Origin of the sequence: Bacillus sp. FSL R9-9492 (genome assembly GCF_038007365.1) — a bacterium.
GTDB classification, from domain to species: domain Bacteria; phylum Bacillota; class Bacilli; order Bacillales; family Bacillaceae_G; genus Bacillus_A; species Bacillus_A mycoides.
Map to the genome: position 1 here is coordinate 5,065,052 of NZ_JBBOXC010000001.1, position 17,883 is coordinate 5,082,934.

The 17,883-nt window shown below is 34.5% G+C and carries 16 protein-coding genes; 6 read left to right on the top strand and 10 right to left on the bottom strand.

Annotated features, from left to right (window positions below; translation table 11 throughout):
* Positions 1 to 65 precede the first annotated feature (65 nt).
* From MKY70_RS26185 to MKY70_RS26200, 4 genes are read right to left on the bottom strand one after another with little or no spacing between them, the layout of a single operon-like run.
* A complete protein-coding gene (locus MKY70_RS26185; RefSeq protein WP_052943334.1) occupies positions 66 to 548 on the bottom strand; it encodes a hypothetical protein in 483 nt (160 codons plus the stop codon).
* Positions 517 to 2,694 carry a tyrosine-type recombinase/integrase gene (locus MKY70_RS26190; protein WP_052943333.1) on the bottom strand — a complete coding sequence of 726 codons (2,178 nt, stop codon included), beginning with the start codon at positions 2,692 to 2,694 and terminating at the stop codon, positions 517 to 519. Before MKY70_RS26190 ends, MKY70_RS26185 begins: the two co-directional genes overlap by 32 nt.
* Before the next feature lie 25 nt (positions 2,695 to 2,719).
* Complete coding sequence (locus tag MKY70_RS26195; protein WP_341026070.1) at positions 2,720 to 4,105, bottom strand: tyrosine-type recombinase/integrase; 1,386 nt, start codon at positions 4,103 to 4,105, stop codon at positions 2,720 to 2,722.
* A gap of 22 nt (positions 4,106 to 4,127) precedes the next feature.
* Positions 4,128 to 4,658 (bottom strand): helix-turn-helix domain-containing protein, encoded by a 531-nt coding sequence (locus MKY70_RS26200; RefSeq protein ID WP_052943331.1) that lies wholly within the window; start codon positions 4,656 to 4,658, stop codon positions 4,128 to 4,130.
* A gap of 363 nt (positions 4,659 to 5,021) precedes the next feature.
* On the opposite strand from MKY70_RS26200, the gene MKY70_RS26205 reads away from it, so the two are divergent.
* The 4 genes from MKY70_RS26205 (at position 5,022) to MKY70_RS26220 (ending at position 9,417) form a co-directional block, all read left to right on the top strand.
* The gene (locus MKY70_RS26205; RefSeq protein ID WP_052943330.1) at positions 5,022 to 5,609 is read left to right on the top strand and encodes a TetR/AcrR family transcriptional regulator; all 588 of its coding nucleotides are present in this window, start codon (positions 5,022 to 5,024) and stop codon (positions 5,607 to 5,609) included.
* A 133-nt stretch (positions 5,610 to 5,742) separates the two neighbouring features.
* Complete coding sequence (locus MKY70_RS26210; RefSeq protein WP_052943329.1) at positions 5,743 to 6,471, top strand: hypothetical protein; 729 nt, start codon at positions 5,743 to 5,745, stop codon at positions 6,469 to 6,471.
* 196 nt (positions 6,472 to 6,667) lie between these two features.
* Positions 6,668 to 7,606 (top strand): DMT family transporter, encoded by a 939-nt coding sequence (locus tag MKY70_RS26215; RefSeq protein WP_341026071.1) that lies wholly within the window; start codon positions 6,668 to 6,670, stop codon positions 7,604 to 7,606.
* A gap of 362 nt (positions 7,607 to 7,968) precedes the next feature.
* Positions 7,969 to 9,417: a serine hydrolase domain-containing protein gene (locus tag MKY70_RS26220; RefSeq protein WP_052943327.1), complete on the top strand. Its 1,449-nt coding sequence runs from the start codon at positions 7,969 to 7,971 to the stop codon at positions 9,415 to 9,417.
* A 448-nt stretch (positions 9,418 to 9,865) separates the two neighbouring features.
* On the opposite strand, the gene MKY70_RS26225 is transcribed toward MKY70_RS26220, so the two are convergent.
* The 6 genes from MKY70_RS26225 to MKY70_RS26250 all read right to left on the bottom strand — a co-directional run bounded on the left by MKY70_RS26225 (position 9,866) and on the right by MKY70_RS26250 (position 15,318).
* Complete coding sequence (locus MKY70_RS26225) at positions 9,866 to 11,515, bottom strand: M4 family metallopeptidase (protein WP_341026073.1); 1,650 nt, start codon at positions 11,513 to 11,515, stop codon at positions 9,866 to 9,868.
* 207 nt (positions 11,516 to 11,722) lie between these two features.
* Complete coding sequence (locus MKY70_RS26230) at positions 11,723 to 12,421, bottom strand: pirin family protein (RefSeq protein ID WP_088033272.1); 699 nt, start codon at positions 12,419 to 12,421, stop codon at positions 11,723 to 11,725.
* Between the two features lie 50 nt (positions 12,422 to 12,471).
* Positions 12,472 to 12,882 (bottom strand): MarR family winged helix-turn-helix transcriptional regulator, encoded by a 411-nt coding sequence (locus tag MKY70_RS26235; protein ID WP_060749374.1) that lies wholly within the window; start codon positions 12,880 to 12,882, stop codon positions 12,472 to 12,474.
* Between the two features lie 109 nt (positions 12,883 to 12,991).
* A complete protein-coding gene (locus MKY70_RS26240) occupies positions 12,992 to 13,426 on the bottom strand; it encodes a DUF3920 family protein (RefSeq protein WP_131246991.1) in 435 nt (144 codons plus the stop codon).
* A 194-nt stretch (positions 13,427 to 13,620) separates the two neighbouring features.
* Positions 13,621 to 14,820: a cation:proton antiporter gene (locus tag MKY70_RS26245; RefSeq protein WP_131246992.1), complete on the bottom strand. Its 1,200-nt coding sequence runs from the start codon at positions 14,818 to 14,820 to the stop codon at positions 13,621 to 13,623.
* Positions 14,821 to 15,318, bottom strand: coding sequence for a cation:proton antiporter regulatory subunit (locus MKY70_RS26250; protein WP_002015988.1), 498 nt, complete (start codon positions 15,316 to 15,318; stop codon positions 14,821 to 14,823). It abuts the gene before it with no gap.
* A gap of 411 nt (positions 15,319 to 15,729) precedes the next feature.
* Between MKY70_RS26250 and MKY70_RS26255 the strand changes: the two genes are divergently transcribed.
* The gene (locus MKY70_RS26255) at positions 15,730 to 17,163 is read left to right on the top strand and encodes an alanine/glycine:cation symporter family protein (RefSeq protein ID WP_060749376.1); all 1,434 of its coding nucleotides are present in this window, start codon (positions 15,730 to 15,732) and stop codon (positions 17,161 to 17,163) included.
* 170 nt (positions 17,164 to 17,333) lie between these two features.
* Positions 17,334 to 17,774, top strand: a complete 441-nt coding sequence (locus MKY70_RS26260; protein WP_002034654.1) for a Dps family protein — start codon at positions 17,334 to 17,336, stop codon at positions 17,772 to 17,774.
* Positions 17,775 to 17,883: the final 109 nt, after the last annotated feature.

A 17,883-nucleotide genomic window follows, 5' to 3' on the forward strand; every position in this document is an offset into this window, starting at 1 on the left:
GAATAAAAAGAGGAGTGGGGAATCCACTCCTTTTATCACGACAATTTGTGGTTTAAATTCAGTTTTTATCCCTCATACGTCTCAAATAACTTTTTCAAATACTCCTGTTTTCCTTCTGCTATGTACTGCTCAGCTTCTATCAAACGAGTCGCTAATTCAGTCTTTGTTAGACGCATATATTGTCTATAAACATTTTTTAAACTTCTGTCAGGTTTTAATTGCTCAAACTCATGAAAGGAATATTTTTTATTTTTACGATAAGGAAGATGCTTTTCCAGCTCTTTTTGCTTTTTCTTATAACTCTTACTTTTTTCTTTATAATATGCATAGAGTTCTTCATGATTTCTAATGGTGTTAAAATGAATCCCTTTGCCTTGTTCATCAAGTTCTTTTGTCTTTTTAGATACATTGTGTAAGGTAACTTCTTTGCCCTCCGTTAGGAGGACATCTATTGCTTTTTTACCTAGTTTAAAGGAGTTAATCCTTCGTTTTTCATAATCGTTCTCTAAACCGCTTTTATGGCTTTCTAATGATAAGTTTTGGCTCATTTTCCTTATCTCTCCTATACTCCTCAATTAATGCTATTTCTTTCAATTCAACTTTCGCATCATGTATCGTTTTTTTTAATTTTGTTACTTCCAATTTGAACCCTTTTTCTTGGTGATACTCCATTGATTTTTGTGCCCATTCTAAATAAGAAATTAACTCGTGCTTTTGTTCTGGTTCAGGTATTTTAGTACCACACCCTACACATGCAAACTTTATTGGACAAATCTTATTAGTGACACATGTACCCCCAACAGTTTTACTAAAAGGTCCACTAATTTCTCTCTGACGTTTAAAAATTTCTTGTAGCTCTTTTGGATTTCTTAATACTTCCTTCATAATGTCAATTTTAGTAGTCATAGAAGTATGAAAGTCGGACACCAAACCTGTTACTTGGCTTTGAGTAGGTTGAGAATAATATCCTGTAACTGATACATCCTTTTGGTTAAGAATCATTGCTACGACATCAATCGGGAGTTCCTCTGCCTGTACCGCATGTGTCGCAAAACTGTGGCGTAATAAGTGTGGTTTCAGCTTTACTAATTTCTTGTCTTGTGTCTCATAAACCAATCCGAAACAGATGAAGTTTAAAACACATGCAAAAGTTATATGTCCAAAATGCTTACCGTGAAACTGAAATAAATATGGTTGGTCTGGTCGCGATACACCCGTACTTTTACGATATCTAAATTCCACAGTTGGAAGTGAACCTTTATAATGTACATCTCTAAGGTAAAAACCAATTTCCTTTATTAAATCAAAAGTATCTTTGACGACATAAAAGATTGCAGGCTCATCTCTTCCTTTCGGAATAGCTCTAAACATGTACGCTGTTATCTCTTGATTTGTTTCTGAATCGATGACAATTCCCTGATCTAAACACCCTGTGCCAAAATGAATTTGCACCATTTCCCCTAACCTTGAACCTGAAGACGTAAATATATCTAGTGCTGTCGCACCAAATAGAGCTGTAATGTACAATACCTCAATGTTCATTAAAACGCCATCGGCATGATTCTGGTTTTCAGATACAAAAATACCTTGTGATAGAATGCCTTTGTGATTAGAATAGAAAGGCGTAGTAAGAACCTCAGAACCTAGTTCGCTATATCCGTACATCTCAAGTATTTTTAATTTTCTATTTATTTTTTCTTCGCTTAAAGATTGATGCCAAATTCCGGTTAATTGATGTTCCAAAATGGGTAAAAACCAAAAACCTTCAGTTTCTTCTACTGGTTTACCAGTTTCATCATCTAATACTTCTGCTTTTAAAAACTCGACGAAGTATTCATTGTTTTTATCTGAATAAGTCAATTTTCGTGCTTTTGCATTACCAATGGTTACTGAAGAATAATTGTCACTATGATGAAGTATGAAAGACGGTTTATCCCATAATCGAAAGGAAAAAAGCTCCTTTGATACATCTCCGCGTTCTCCGTTTTCAATATAAGAAAATTCAAAAGGAAGAGGATAACCGTGATCTTTTACTAATTCCACAACCTCAAGGTATTTCTGTCGCAAACGCCTAACTTGATTCAAACGGAATCCACCTTCGGCACGAATTTTTAAAAAATCTTTCGAAATTGCGTCTGTTTCGGACTTCCGTTTATTCTTTGCATTTTCAATTGCTGCTTTTGTAACTTTAAAATCCCTGGGCTCCAAGTATGTTTGAGGGAATAAAAAAGGGGCAAACACTTCTTGTTGCTCCTTTTTTAATTTAGTCCCGTACCATTTTTGTACATGTTTGACTTCACTTTTATAGAACCTAAAGAATTCACTTCTCTTATGATCTGAATGGGAGGGGAGAATCTCCCCTCGTAAATAATTGGACAGATGTATATCCACATCAAAATCATTAACACTCGCTATTTTTAGTTCTTGAAAGAGGTTCTTGAGACCGATACTTACTGCTATATTTACCCCGTAAATAGTCATGGGATCTAAATTTTCATTGGACATTACCATCAAACCTAATGCTAAGTGGTTTGTAAAAGGATGATTACAACAGTTGCTTTTGAAGTAACGCAAATGCTCAGGATTAACCTTATCCCAAAAGTAACCTCGTTTATCTTGATAGGCAAGAATGTTGTCATCAACCTTGCCTTTTAATTCTTGATACCATAGTTTAGTTTCTAATTTATTAATCACATTCCCACATCCTTAGGTTAATGGATTAACTATTCAATTCATTAATAAAATTCATTAATTCATGTCGTTTTTCAGGAATTTGAACAACCTTATTTCTAGGTTCAACCGAAGGTTGTTTAGCCTTCTTACGAGGCTTTAACGGATTTAAATACTCCTCCTGATCCTGTTTCATCTTTTTCAATAATTTATCATGCACCTTTGCCACATAATCTCTTTCATCAATATAGTGCTCATAGATTTTCATGGTGTCTGCTTTGTCGCTCCAATTTATATAAATTCTTAATTGTTCGATTGCATTATCCTGTTCTACCTTTGTCTTGTAGTTTTCACGAATTTCACGAATGTTTCGGGTTACGAACCAATGACGAGTTTTATGAATGTTGATTTTAATTTCTGCTTTTCCCATGATAGTTAACCAATTTTTTAGAAAGGCATCATACGTGTAGGGATTTCCATATTGATTAAGAAATATTGGAGTTTCATCAGGTGTGTCATTCATGTTTAAAGCACTTTTATCAACTTTCTTTCTCTCACCATGTATATATTTATCAAGTAATTTTAACGTGTCATTATCTACTCTCAAAAACTTTGTCCTTTTTCCATTGCTTCCTTTGTTAAAGGTGGCAAACTCATTCTTGTCATTCCTAGAATGATAGTCACCAAATGTAAGTTCAATAACCTCTCTTGCTCTTGCTCCGGTTTGAAATAACATTCGTGTAATAATTTCGTCTCTAAGTTTCCATTTACTTTTCGCTCCAGCCTTATCAATCATAGCAGGGAGATGAGGAGTATCAATAATCTGAGGTTTCCACTCGCCATTTATGACCTTAAAAAAAGAGTCGGTTAACCTTCTGAATCTTTTGGGTAAAGGTTCTTCTGTCCCTGCCTCATTGGGCATTCTGGGCTTTCCCTCCCTAATACCCTCCTTTAGGGTTTGGTGCTCTTCTAAAATAGCGTGCGTATCAATTAAGGGATTGGGATAAAAATACATCCTTACATGAATCATGATTTTGTAAAAAGATTTTAAAGCACTTAACAATCGACTGACAGTATTAGGGCTTTTATTTGTTAACTTTACATTGTAATGTGTTTTGCTATCGTTTGTTGAAATCTTACAATGAGCTTCATACATCAAATAGTCCTCTATGGATGCCCGTACAATGTGAGGTTCATCATTCCAATTTACAATTCTCCCCTGATAATTACTACCCGTACGAAGCCATGTAAAGAAGGTATACAGGGTTTTAAGGTAGGATTCCGCACTGCTGTCTGAAATCCTACCCAATGCCTCCTTATAAAAAACCGTCAGAGGTAAGAAAGGAGTATGATGTTTGTCCATTACGATTAATTTAAACTTTTTAGGTTTTACCCCTTCAGGGCATTTAATATGGTAGTAATAATTGCTTTTCATCTCACATTAACCACCTTTATTCCTACTCCAACCAATTGTACAAAGGGATTTTCCCCATGCTTTGTTCCTTCAATCCCCCTCCTTCAAAATCACGTTGTGTGAAATCGACTAAACTTTTTTTCTTCACATCTGTAATCGGATCTGGTGTCCACTTCTTCGTTATCGCTGCTTTGACAAACTTGAATGGATCATCAATTGGTCTACTTTGTTGCCGTAAAATTAGACAGATTTTAAGTGCTTGTTCTAATGGTAAAGAAGTGAGAGCTTTATGTACTCCTTCCGGAGGAGAAGTAAGGGTTGCTATTTGATATGCAAATTTGACCAGCTCAAATTTGTTGTAATCAGTAGAAGATGATTTATTTTTGCTTTGGACTTTTTTTAGAGAAGAGCCAGCTAGAGTTGCTACATCGCTTGCTGGTATCTTCCAACCTTCTTTGCGACTGTTTTGGAATGCATTTGGAAAAAGCCCATCTTTTAGTTTTCTTTTTATGGTTTCTTCATTTTTGTAGCCCAGAAGGGCTGCTACTTCTTTAACTGAAAACCAATTTTCCATATAAACTCCTCCTTAAAGTGTTATTTCCATTATGTTGTTAAACAGATTGTACGTTCTGCTATGATGCCCCGATAGGAGAGAATTTAAGCAATAAGGGTTGTATTTGTTACTTCGATGGATGTGGTAATAAGTCGACTGTACAACTAATTTACCTTCTCTTGAACCGAAAGAAATAGCAAAAATGGTGATGAAAGTGAATGACAACGCCACAAACAAGTTTTATATGTGGGTTTGAAATAAAGTTGCATGTTTCTATATAATAAGTGACTGAATCTGATTCAATAATACTTGACTGAATAGAATTCAGTCGTTTATGATTGAATCAGATTCAGTCGCAAAAAATAATATTGTAGGAGATAAATTATGAAAAGAATATCAAAAGAACCTGATATAAGGCGCCAAGAGTTACTGGATATTGGTTTTGAACTTTATATAAAAAACGGTATGGGGGGCTTTAGCATAAAGGATGTCGTTAATCGAGCAGATGTAGCAACAGGCTTATTTTATTATTACTTTAAATCCAAAGAAAATTTTGTTGATGAACTTTTAAACAATTTCATCGCAAAAAATATAGAAAAAATTCAACAAATACTCACTTCGAATGAATTGCCTGTGATACAAAAAATGGAGAATTCTCTAGACATATTTTGGACATTTGTTGAAAAATTGGCCCCTTACAAAGATGCCAGTTCATTTCATACGGAACAACATTACCTGCTTGAGCAAAAATTATTTATGCAATTACGACCACTCATTGAACGAGTTATTGAGGATGGAGTAAAAATAGGAGTATTCCATACTGACAACTTATCTTTAACTTCTGGATTTATTTTATATGGTCTTAGTAGTATTGCCCATTCAGAGATAGATTTAACTCTAAATACGAAAAAAGAGACGATTAATCTAATCTTAACCACATTAAAATACGATCAAAAAGAAGAAAAAATTTAAAAGAATATCATGGAAAATTTACATTCAGATATGTTTAAAAGAAATAATTGGGTTATATTCAATAAATTCACTAACAATAAGATTAAAAACAATAGTTGGAATAATAATTGATGAAGAGTAAAGGAGAATTAATATGAAAATTTATATTGAAGGAAAAAATATTTCACAAGAAGAACTTACAAAATGGAAAAACGAACGTATTAAGAAAGTTTTCAATACATTAGGTCATAAAGAGCCTCAAATCCATGATACAGATGACATGATAAAAAAACTAACGGAACTAAAGTTAAGATATTCATACAATGAAATGTACGATAAATTGAGATTTAAACTTAGATTGAGTGAGATGGGCATGCGTATTGGTACGGCTTTATCTGGTGATAAAAGAAAATTTTCAAAAACAAGTATTTATTTAGATGGGATTACAGCAGAAGAAGCGATAAATGGAATTGATAGTTTTATGCTTGAACAATCACGCGAGAATAATCAAGTGAATTTATCAGCTTGTCCTGATCACTATGTATTAAGACCTTTTGGAGAAAATGAATTAGAAGTTATAGAAACTACTGGTAACTCTCCGTTTCCAGTTCAATTCTTTATTGTTTTTGGTGACGAAACTAGATTGCAAACACCTAGAGATAAATCTTATCAATACCAATCAACAGGTGTAGCACGTATGAAAGACGGTACTATTATTGGTGGAGTTCGACATCAATTTAAAAATACTGATACTGGGATAGAAGTAAGTCTAGTTGTTGAGTTCCCTGCACTTTGTCCTAACAGTCTTATTAAATCGCATCAAATGCATTTAGCATGTGAGTTTTCTTACTGGTTACAGTGGATAAAAAAACAAAAAAAATAATACTGTAAGAGCCTTCTAGAAATAAAAAAATATAAGCTTTTTGAAAAGTGCTCTCTCTTGCATTTATTGTATTCATTCTACCTGGCGACGGCTTCAATATTTTTACTGCCGTCGCTTTAATTTTTTATTTCCCTAAAAAGGGATAATGCATTTAAATGAAATGAATTTTCTACTAATAAAATAGAGGTGAAATTCCATGTTTGCTATACTTTTGGCTGTAAGTTTTGGTGCTATTTTTGCTGTGCAAACAGCCATTAATGCTCAATTAAGAAAATTTGTGTTTTCTCCTTTTTTAGCTTCAATGATCTCATTTGCTGTAGGGGTAATCTTCTTAACTATTACAATATTAATTAGTGGTTCACCATTAGGTATTCCACTAGACTTATTCTTGAACCAACCTATCTTTATATGGCTGGGGGGGATTGGTGGAGCAATTGCTTTAACCACCAATATACTTTTGTTTCCTAAATTGGGTAGTGTACAAACAGCAATAATGCCAATCTTGGGAATGACTCTGATGAGTATGCTAATAGATAATTACGGCTGGTTTAATCCAGTACAGTATCCTTTGGGATTAAGCCGAATCTTCGGTGTATTACTAGTCTTAATAGGTATCTTTTTAGCTATAGCTAAACAAGAGAAAAGTGAAAAACATTCTTCTCAAACAGACAAGGAGAGCATGTTAAATCAATGGATTTGGCGTATAGTAGGCATAATGGCTGGTATGTTAATGGCTATACAAATTGCTATCAATGGTCAATTAGGAAAGGTTCTTCATTCCTCTTCACACGCAGCACTTGTTTCATTCTTTGTAGGTACTATTACCTTAATTATAATTGTCGGAATAATAGACCGTTCTTACACAAATATTAAAGAACCTATTAAGCAATCAGCTCCATGGTGGATATGGCTTGGAGGGATATTAGGTGGGTCTTATGTTCTAATAAATGTATACCTCGTTGATCAAATTGGAAATGGACAAACTGTAATCCTTACTTTATTCGGTCAAATCATCGGTAGTTTGATGGTAGAACAATTTGGATTGCTTAACTCTTTGAAAAATCGAGTCAAGCCCATACAAATTTTCGGTTTAATTGTTATGATAGCTGGTGTTTTTTTAATCAGGGTATTTTAAATTGTTCATCAATATGTTTTTGAGGATAACAAATAGATCGTTATTTTATTTTTACAAGCAAATGTATAGTGATAATAAAGTTATTGAATTTTGATTAAAAAAGATAAGAGCCTTACTACATTCTATATGCAGCAAGGCTCTTTAAAGTTGTTTCAAATTATATCCATCTGCTTATGTAATGCTTAAAAAATGAATAATAAAGTTGTTTACTTCTTATTGAACTAACGCCCCCGTTAGTTTAAGTGTAACTCTTCACAATCATTTGATATTATATAGGTAAATAGAAAGATAAATTAGAGTTTAGTTTATAGTTATAAAAATAAGTTATTTTTCCCCTTATAATTCTTCAAAAAGGAGAGTATATGAAAAAAACTATTGTTTTTGTATTAACGATATTTATATTATTCTCAGGATTCGTAACACAAGGTTATGCGTTGTCAGATTCGAAATCTGTGGCAATACAAGCATTGCTAGATGATGCCTGTCGTACGTCAGGTGTGCCTGGAATGTCAATCTCAATACTTGCTGATGGTGAAGTGTTCTACTTTTCTTCTGGGTATGCAGATCTTGAAAAGGGCCAGTCTGCAAGTGAAAATACACTCTATGAGTTGGCCTCGGTGAGTAAAGCTTTTACTGGTATGGGGATTTTGCTATTGGAAGAGCAAGGGTTGCTATCAATGACTGACCCTATCCAAAAATATTTACCTTGGTTTACGTTAAAGTATCAAGGTAAACCTGTTGATATGCAAAACCTTACACTAAATAACTTTCTTCACCATACCAGCGGCCTAACAAATATTAGACATATTCAAAATATTCCACAAGGTAATACGCCTGATATGTTGCAAAAGACTGTGGAAACGCTGGTAGATGCAGAATTGGCGTTCTCTCCCGGTGAACAATATAACTATGGAACCGTTAATTATGACGTATTGGGTTTGGTTATTGAGATTGTATCACGACAAAGCTATGAAGACTTTATGAAGGAACAGGTATTTCTACCCTTAGGTCTTAACCAGACGTATGTTTATAAAGAAGATGCTCAAGCCACTGGACAGTTAGCACAGGGTTACCGTTCTTCCTTTTTTATAACAACTCCATTTAACGCTCCGGATTATGCTGGGAATAAACCTGCCGGCTATATCATTTCTAATACAAAAGATATGGCGCGTTGGATGGGCATACAGATGGGTATCGTGCAGGACATACCCGAAATATTTCACAGGGCCATCGAAAAATCACATAGGGGTGATATGTCTGTTTCGGCTGTCAATGATATGTATTATGCGGCAGGTTGGTCGGTAAACGCCGAACAAACGTTTATAGAACACACTGGGGGTAATCCAAATTTTAGTACCGAAGTAGCCATACTGCCAAATGAAAGAACAGCCATCTGCTTACTGAGCAACGGCGCAAATACCAATATAAACCTGGTACTAAAAGTTAAAAATATATTAAACGGCAATCTAACTCAGTCATATGAGATAAGCGGCACACAGCTGTTGGATATCATTTTGTCGTCTACCACAATTATTCTTTGCCTATTAGCCGTTCTGTTATTTTTCTTAGGATTAAGAAAAAGGAAAACGAATGAGCAGCAGCCAATGACAAAAAAGAGAACAATCGTAACAATTATTTTCCTAATCGCTACGATTGCCCAGTGTATAATGTTTTTTGCCTTCGATTGGTCAACGATACTTATTTGGCAAACATATAGTGTTCTTACAGCTTTAATTTCGTCAACATTATTAACAGCAAGCATTACTTGGTTTGTATATACTCACCGATTAGATGCCTCGGTCCGAAAATAAGTATAATGTTAAGTAAATAAATCTTAATTTATCGATATCCTTAATTTAAAAAACAGAAGACACCTCGGTGTCTTCTTTAATGTCATCGACACTTCTCCTAGTTAAACCCACTTGCTATTTCTTCCACTAACCTGCCTCGTTAGTAGAAGAAGGATTTTTAAACAACTATATTATTTTTTAAATGACTTTATTGTAAATTAAACAACTTTATTATCTCTGTACAGCAAAATTAAACATCTTTATTCTTTTTACACAAAAGTAGTAATAAAGAGATTGAATGTAGTGATAAACGGGCGATAAAAGCATAAAAAATAGGTGTATCAACCAAATTGTTGATACACCTTTAAATTACGTTATTAAACAACATACGTCGTCGTGTATTAATACTATATAATTAATAACAATCATTCATTCAGTATTACATATTAGTCAGGTCTTTTTTCTCTTATTATTTTACTCCTACTGCATCATAAGCTTTCGTTACAGCTTGTACAGCTTTAGAGTTTTTACCGTATAAGTCTTCCGCTGATTGAAGTGCTGCTTGACGCATCATTTTAAAGTCAGAGTTTGCAGTTAAATATTTCGTAAGAGCACGATAGTAAATTTTTTCTGTCGCTTCACGGCCTACTCCAGTTACTTTCACACCGTAATGTGTGCCGCCCTCAGACACTAAATACGCTGCCTTATTGTTAATACTACTGTTAATATGAACGCCGCCATTATCAGCTTTTCCAGTATAACGTTTATTGTAGTGATCTGGGTAACCTTCACCTGGTTTTAATGGGTTTGGAATAGATGCTGGATCTTTCAGAGAACGAAGTGCATCACCAGGTTTACCAGGTGTATAAATATCAGCACCTAAATCCCAGCTCTTCTTCTCAACCATGACACCCATGATATCAGATAACGATTCATTTAACGCACCTGACTCATCTTTATAAACAAGGTTTGCTGTATGTTCAGTTACAGCATGCGTTAATTCGTGACCGATAACATCTAGTCCAGCAGATAATGGAATGAATGTCTTGCCATCGCCATCACCATACATCATCTGAACACCGTTCCAAGCTGCGTTATTCCAAGATTCACCTACGTGAACAGTAGAAATAAGTCTCGCACCTTTATCATCGAAAGAGTTACGGTTAAATGTCTTTTTATAATAATCATATACTTTTCCTGCATTCACATGCGCATCAACTGCCGCTTTATCTTCGAAGAACTTAGATTTACTTACAACTTCTTCTCCTGTATATCCAAGAATTTGTGAGAATAAATTAAACCAGTTTTCATCCATATTCTCTGCATCAAATGTATGGACACCTTGTCCTCGTGTACCATCAAATAAGTTGAACGCTCCTGTTTTCGTATCTTGAGCAATTTCAAATGATTGTCTAGCACCTAATACTCCGTAACCAAATCCAGTAATGTTATCTACAGCATTATATTTCTCAATAACATTTCCATTTGTTGCATCAACAAAGTAATGCCAATATCCTGGAGCTGGTTTCGAAACCGACGCTTTTACAAGATATGCAAGATAGTATTGACCATCTTTTTCATACACATATAAATCTTTTTTCACACCATCATAATTCTTTACTTTACCAATTTCTTTCTCAATATTAGCTTTTGCAATCGTTTCTGCTTGTTCCGCACTAATACTTGCAGATGCAGGAATATTTTTATTATCTAAATTCGGAATAACTTGTCCGAAAAATGCTTTTACATTATTCTCTTTATCAAGCGTAACTGTTTGATCTGAACCATACACAGGAATGTTATTATGCTTCTCAACTAACTTCACATGTGTTGTACCAGAATCAGCATCTTTTTCTTCACCAACGATATTGAAATGTTTGTCAATATTTCCCGCTAGTTTAAACATATCCTTTTTACTCTCTAAATATTGAAAGACCGTCTCTTTTTTATCTAGTCCTTCCGGCGCTTTCCATTCTTCACCTATGTAAGCTGGCGTTTTAAACTCTTGGTGATACTGGATTTTTTGCTCTTCTGCTTTCGTCGTAGTTGCTCCAAATGCCCCAAACCCACTTGCGATAACAGTTAATGCTAATGCTGATGAAATTACTTGCTTTTTCAATCTAACACTCCCCATTTCCCTAAAAGTTTTTAACACCTTTATAAATATTCTGAATAATCCCTCTAATACCTGCTCTCAAAAATTGAGAAAGTTTTTTCTGTTAATTTAACTCACACAAAAAAGGATATCGTTTTCGATATCCTCTTCCCTATAACTTTTCATCTCGCTATTCACATACTTAAAACCGCCATGGGTTAAAGTTTCACTTTATTCCATTTTCATTTCAATCGCTAAGTAGTGAGAGTTTTCTTTCGCTTGAATGCGAATATCTTCTTCTACAGCCTCCGCTGCATCACGCATTACAAGTGTTTCACCGTTTACAACGCTGCTACCTTCAATTTGTACAAGGTACAATTGACGTCCTTCTTTAACAGGAAAATGAATTTCTTTACCAGCTTCTAATGATAAAGAATATAAATTTGCATCTTGGTGAATATGAATTGGTGCATCTCCATCAGAAGGAGATACTATATGGAACCACTCATTTTCACGTTTACTCCAATCAAATTTAAACTCACCATAGTTTGGTTTATGACCGTCGCGGTCTGGTAAAATCCAAATTTGCAATAAACGTAATGTTTCACTTCCTAAGTTATGCTCACTGTGAAATACACCAGTACCTGCACTCATATATTGAACATGCCCACGCTCAATTGTCCCGCGGTTCCCCATACTATCTTCATGTGTTAATTCACCATCTATAACGTAAGAGATAATCTCCATATCACGGTGCGGATGCATATCAAAACCAGTTTGTGGCGCTATTAAATCATCATTCATAACACGCACTGCTCCAAAATTCATGTTGTTTGGATTATAATAATTTGCAAAGGAAAAATGAAAATGTGTATTTAACCAACCGTGATTTGCTCTTCCCATATTTTTATGATCAACTTTTCTAAACATATCCTTCACCTCATATTATCTCGAAATCGAGATATTTATTTTTAATTTTATCACTGCAACTTCTTCAGTAATTCTAATAATTGTTTTTGTTCTTCTCTATTTAACTTATCAAATTGCTCTGCTTGAAATGTTTCTTGCGGCGGGACTATTTCTTCATATAGAACCTTTCCCTCTTCTGTTAATGAAATATATTTCGTGGTACCTTCTTGTTCACGCTGAATCCAATCTAGTTGCTCCATCTTATTTAAAAGTTGAGTAACATTTCCTTTCGTAACAAACAACTTATTTCCAAGTTCTTGCTGCGTTAAACGATCGTTTCCTCCGATTTGAACTAATACATCAAACTGAGCGGCAGATACATTCCACTTTTTCAAATGCTGATTCGTCTCACGAATACTTCTATTATAAAAGCGTGATAAACGAAACCATAATAGTAATCCAAGTCTTTCCTCTGCTTTCATTCCATCACCTCGCTCATTTGATAATATTAGTTTAGAACTAAACTTATTAAAGGTCAACTACTTATTTTTAATTAGCAAAAAAGCACAGTGATTTTCCTCCACTTATGCTTCAGATTAAATTTCTATTTTTATATTCATCTAGCTTCCTCTCCGCGAAATGCCTCGCATCTTTCTCAATCCATCTTTCTTCGTATAGTTCATTTCCAACATATAGTATATCGTCCTTATGCTGCATCGCATGCCTGAATTCATGCAATAGCGTTTTGAGCACTTGCTCATACTCTTCCCACATACAAACGAAAATTAATTGTTTTTCTTTATGATAAAAACCACCTACTGGGAATAAAAACTCCTCTTCTTCTTCTCCTAATGATAAAAGTACATGATTCGCATCACACGTATCACAAAAAATAACTGGCGTTGCACTTACTTCAATAAGAGAAAACAAATCATTTCTTAACTTTTTGACATCCCAAGGAAGCTCCGAATCCAACACATACCAATTCTCAACTTGTTGATATACATTTTGAAACTGGAGTTCCATTTCTCAATAATCCCCTTCCTAAACTCCCTTTTCCTATATGTATGCCACAATATGTAAAATATTAAACATATCCTTCTCTAACAAATAACAACCAGTTATTAATTCCCCATAAAAAAAGGAATCTATTTAACTATAGATTCCTTCACAATAATACCTTATATAAAGTCTGAACTTACACGTCAATTGTTTAAAATTTAGCTATTCTTTGTATCCCACTTAAAGATTTTATTTAAAAGTTTATATACATTCTTTGACTCTTTCGTTAGAAGGGGACCTAAAATGGATAGTATAAGCACATATAGTGCTGAGAATGGTTTCAATACCGACATTAACCCACCCGCGATACCGATATTAGCCATAATGATTGAGAATTCTCCCCTTGAAACGATTGTTAATCCAATATTTGTTGACGCTTTATGAGATAATCCAGCTTGTCGCCCTGCAATCATCCCTGCTACAAAGTTTCCGATTATCGTCAGAAGTACAGCACCTAACGTTAACCATATTGCTCCGCCCAATGAAAACGGATCGATACTTAATCCGAAACTGAAGAAGAAGATAGCTCCGAAGAAGTCTCTAAATGGAACAACAAGATGTTCAATTCGATCACTATGCTCTGTCTCAGAGAAAACTAACCCTAAAAGAAGTGCCCCGATTGCTTCTGCAACGTGAATTGTTTCTGAAAAACCTGCAATAAAGAACAACGAAGCAAATACTACAATAATGAAAATTTCATCCGAACTAATATTAAGCAATTTATTTAATAACGGTGTCGCCTTTCTAGCTACAATAAAGAATAGAAGCATATATCCTAAAGCAATTCCAATTGAGGTAAGAGCGCCTAGGAAGGAAGCATGATCCCCTAGAACTAAACCAGAGACAACTGATAAATATACAGCAAGGAATATATCTTCAAACATAATAATTCCTAAAATTAATTCGGTTTCATTATTACCAGTTCTTCTTAAATCAACTAATACCTTTGCAACGATAGCACTAGAAGAAATCGTAATAATACCCGCAATAATTAAGATTTCGAGTAACGGGAACCCCATTATAAATCCGTATAATAATCCTAGTGAAAAGTTAATCAAAATATAGATTGTTCCGCCAATCGCGATAGAACGTCCAGATTTAATTAGTTTTTTCATCGAAAACTCTAATCCCAGATAGAAAAGAAGGAACAGAACGCCAATCCTTCCAAGGAAGGATATCACACTTGCACTTTCAATAAATTTGAGATCGATAACACCTATTGTCGGCGCGTGCGGCCCTACTAACATGCCAAGAACAATTAGAAAAGGAATTACTGAGAATTTAAACTTTCCAGCGATTACCGCCGCAATTGCTACTAAAACTAAAGCTGTACCAACTTCAAAAATTAAAGTATCCATCTAGTCAGTCCCCCTATTCGAAAGTAATTCATTAATAATCTTTTTAATTTCTTCTCTCTCACCAGAAACTACAAGCATATCTCCTTCTTCAATCACCGTGTCTGGACCTGGATTAAATAGCTTTTTCATATTCTTTTTCATAACTGCAATTATCGTTACGCTATATGTTTTTCTTATTTCAAGATCACCAATTGTTTTTCCAATTGCTGGCGCTGCATTCTCCACTTTGAACCACTCAATTGCTAAACCTTCAAAGACCATCTCAACATTTTCTAGTGCCCTAGGCTTATATACCATCCCGCCTAATATTGCTGCAATTTGTCTTGCCTCTGAGTCGCGCAATGAAATGCTTGATAGACTTTCTTCATGGTCTGAATCGAAATGATACATTTCTCTACGTCCATCATCATGAATAACAATCACCATTTTTTCGTTACCTTTCGTAACGATTTGAAACTTGTAACCAATACCTGGAAGTTCACTTTCTCTAATATTCATCTTTAACTCCTCCTCAACGGATTTATATTTAAATTTTCTGTTTTTCTGTCTTTTATTCATCCAATCAATTTTAGAAATTCTAACCATTCAGGATATTTGTGATTTGGAAATCTTTTATTGTAATAATAAGTAGCTCCTAGAAACATACTTGAAGATGTAACGATAAAAAATAAATTACTTCTCGTTTTCAAAATCTTAAGGCTTACTTTCAATAAAGATTCTTCTTTCAAATTATCCCCTCTTTCTCGCTTTAAATTTAGTTTTTTAAAATGTAAATAATTTTAAAAATATTACAATGTAACTTAATCATAACATAAACTAAGTTTATGTAACATGTTTTTTTAGAAAATTTGATTCTGATATATTTTTTGCATATACTTTTCTTATTACGAAAAAAAGGAAGTGTATTATATGGTTGATATCTTTAGCAGATTCCTTGAAGTAACGAATAATATTTTGTGGTCATATATTCTTATTGCAATGCTAATCGGCTTCGGTCTTTATTTCTCTTTTAAATTAAAATTTGTCCAAATTACTCATTTCAGTGAAATGGTCAGTTTAATTAGTAAAGGGTTCAATCGAAAAGAAAAGAAAAAAGATAGCGTCTCTCCATTCCAAGCATTTTGCTTAAGTGCAGCTGCACGTATTGGTATCGGGAACTTAGCTGGTGTAGCACTAGCAATTTCAATGGGCGGACCTGGCGCAATATTTTGGATGTGGTTTATCGCTATTATCGGTGCAGCTACTAGTTTTGTAGAATGTACGCTCGCGCAAATTTATAAAGTAAAAGATGGAAGCAGATTCCGTGGTGGACCAGCATATTATATGGAAAAAGGGTTAAACAAACGCTGGATGGGTGTCTGGTTTTCACTTCTCATTACAGTTGCATACGGATTAATTTTCAATTCAGTACAAGCAAATACAGTAACAATAGCGTTTGAAAATGCTTTTGGATTAGAACGAACTATCGTAGGAGCTGTATTAGCTTTATTAGTTGCGGTAATTATTTTTGGTGGTATTAAAAGCATTTCACGTATTACAGAAATGATCGTTCCGCCAATGGCAATCATTTATATTGGTGTGGCTGTTTTTGTCGTTATTAACAACTTCAATATGTTACCAAGCATTTTCATGGAAATATTTAACGGTGCATTCGGTTTAGACCAAGCCATCGCTGGTGGTATTGGAGCAGCAATCAAATTCGGAATTCAGCGCGGTTTATTCGCGACAGAAGCAGGTATGGGTAGCTCTCCTAACGCAGCTGCAACATCAGATGTATCTCATCCTGTAAAACAAGGACTTGTTCAAGCACTAGGTGTTTTCGTAGATACATTCTTAGTATGTACATCAACAGCATTTATCGTATTATGTTCTGGACTTTACAAAGGATCAAATTTACAAGGAATTGAATTAACACAACAAGCATTAAGTTCACAAATCGGACCATGGGCAAGCACTTTCTTAGCGATTATTATTTTCCTATTCGCTTTCAGTTCTTTACTAGGAAACTACTATTATGGTGAAACAAATATCGCATTCATTAAAGAAAGCAAAACATGGTTAATGATTTATCGTGTTGCAGTTGTCGGAATGGTGTTCTTCGGATCAATCGCTGCCCTTCAAACAGTTTGGAGCTTAGCTGATTTATTTATGGGACTAATGGTATTCACAAACTTAATTGCCATCTCATTCCTTAGCAAATTTGCCTACGCAGCATTAGTAGACTATATAAAACAAAAGAAACAAGGAAAAGATCCTGTTTTCGTTGCAAGTTCTATCCCTGGCTTAAAAAATACAGAGTGTTGGGATGGGCAAGATTTAGAAGAGAAGAAACAAGCTATTTAACAATAAAAATCCCTATTACTTCACAGTAATAGGGATTTTTTATTTACAACAGTTCATAATTTGTTCAAATTAATTCCAGCAAAAGGGTTGATTTATACAACTTACTAGATTATAATAATTATAAATTAGTAATTTGTATAAAATAATAACTCAAGAGGAGATTGATCATAATGAATACACAAGTAATCGAAGCATTAAACAAACAAGTAGCAAACTGGAGCGTTTTATTTACAAAACTACACAACTTCCATTGGTACGTAAAAGGACCTCAATTCTTCACACTACATGAAAAATTTGAAGAGCTTTACACAGAATCAGCTACTCACATCGATGAAATCGCAGAACGTATTTTAGCAATTGGCGGCAAACCAGTAGCAACAATGAAAGAATACTTAGAACTATCTTCTATTCAAGAAGCAGCTTACGGAGAAACTGCAGAAGGGATGGTCGAAGCAATCATGAAAGACTACGAAATGATGCTAACTGAACTGAAAAAAGGCATGGTAATCGCTCAAGAATCTGACGACGAAATGACATCTGACCTACTACTAGGCATCTACACAGAACTAGAAAAACACGCTTGGATGCTACGCGCGTTCTTGAATCAATAATAGATTTTAAAGCGGAGGTGGCTCGTTCAGCTCTGACTGGCTAAGGTTCTTTCACATAGAAGGCGCTTTTTGCCTTCTTATGTGGAAGGTTCTTAGACACGAAGAGCTA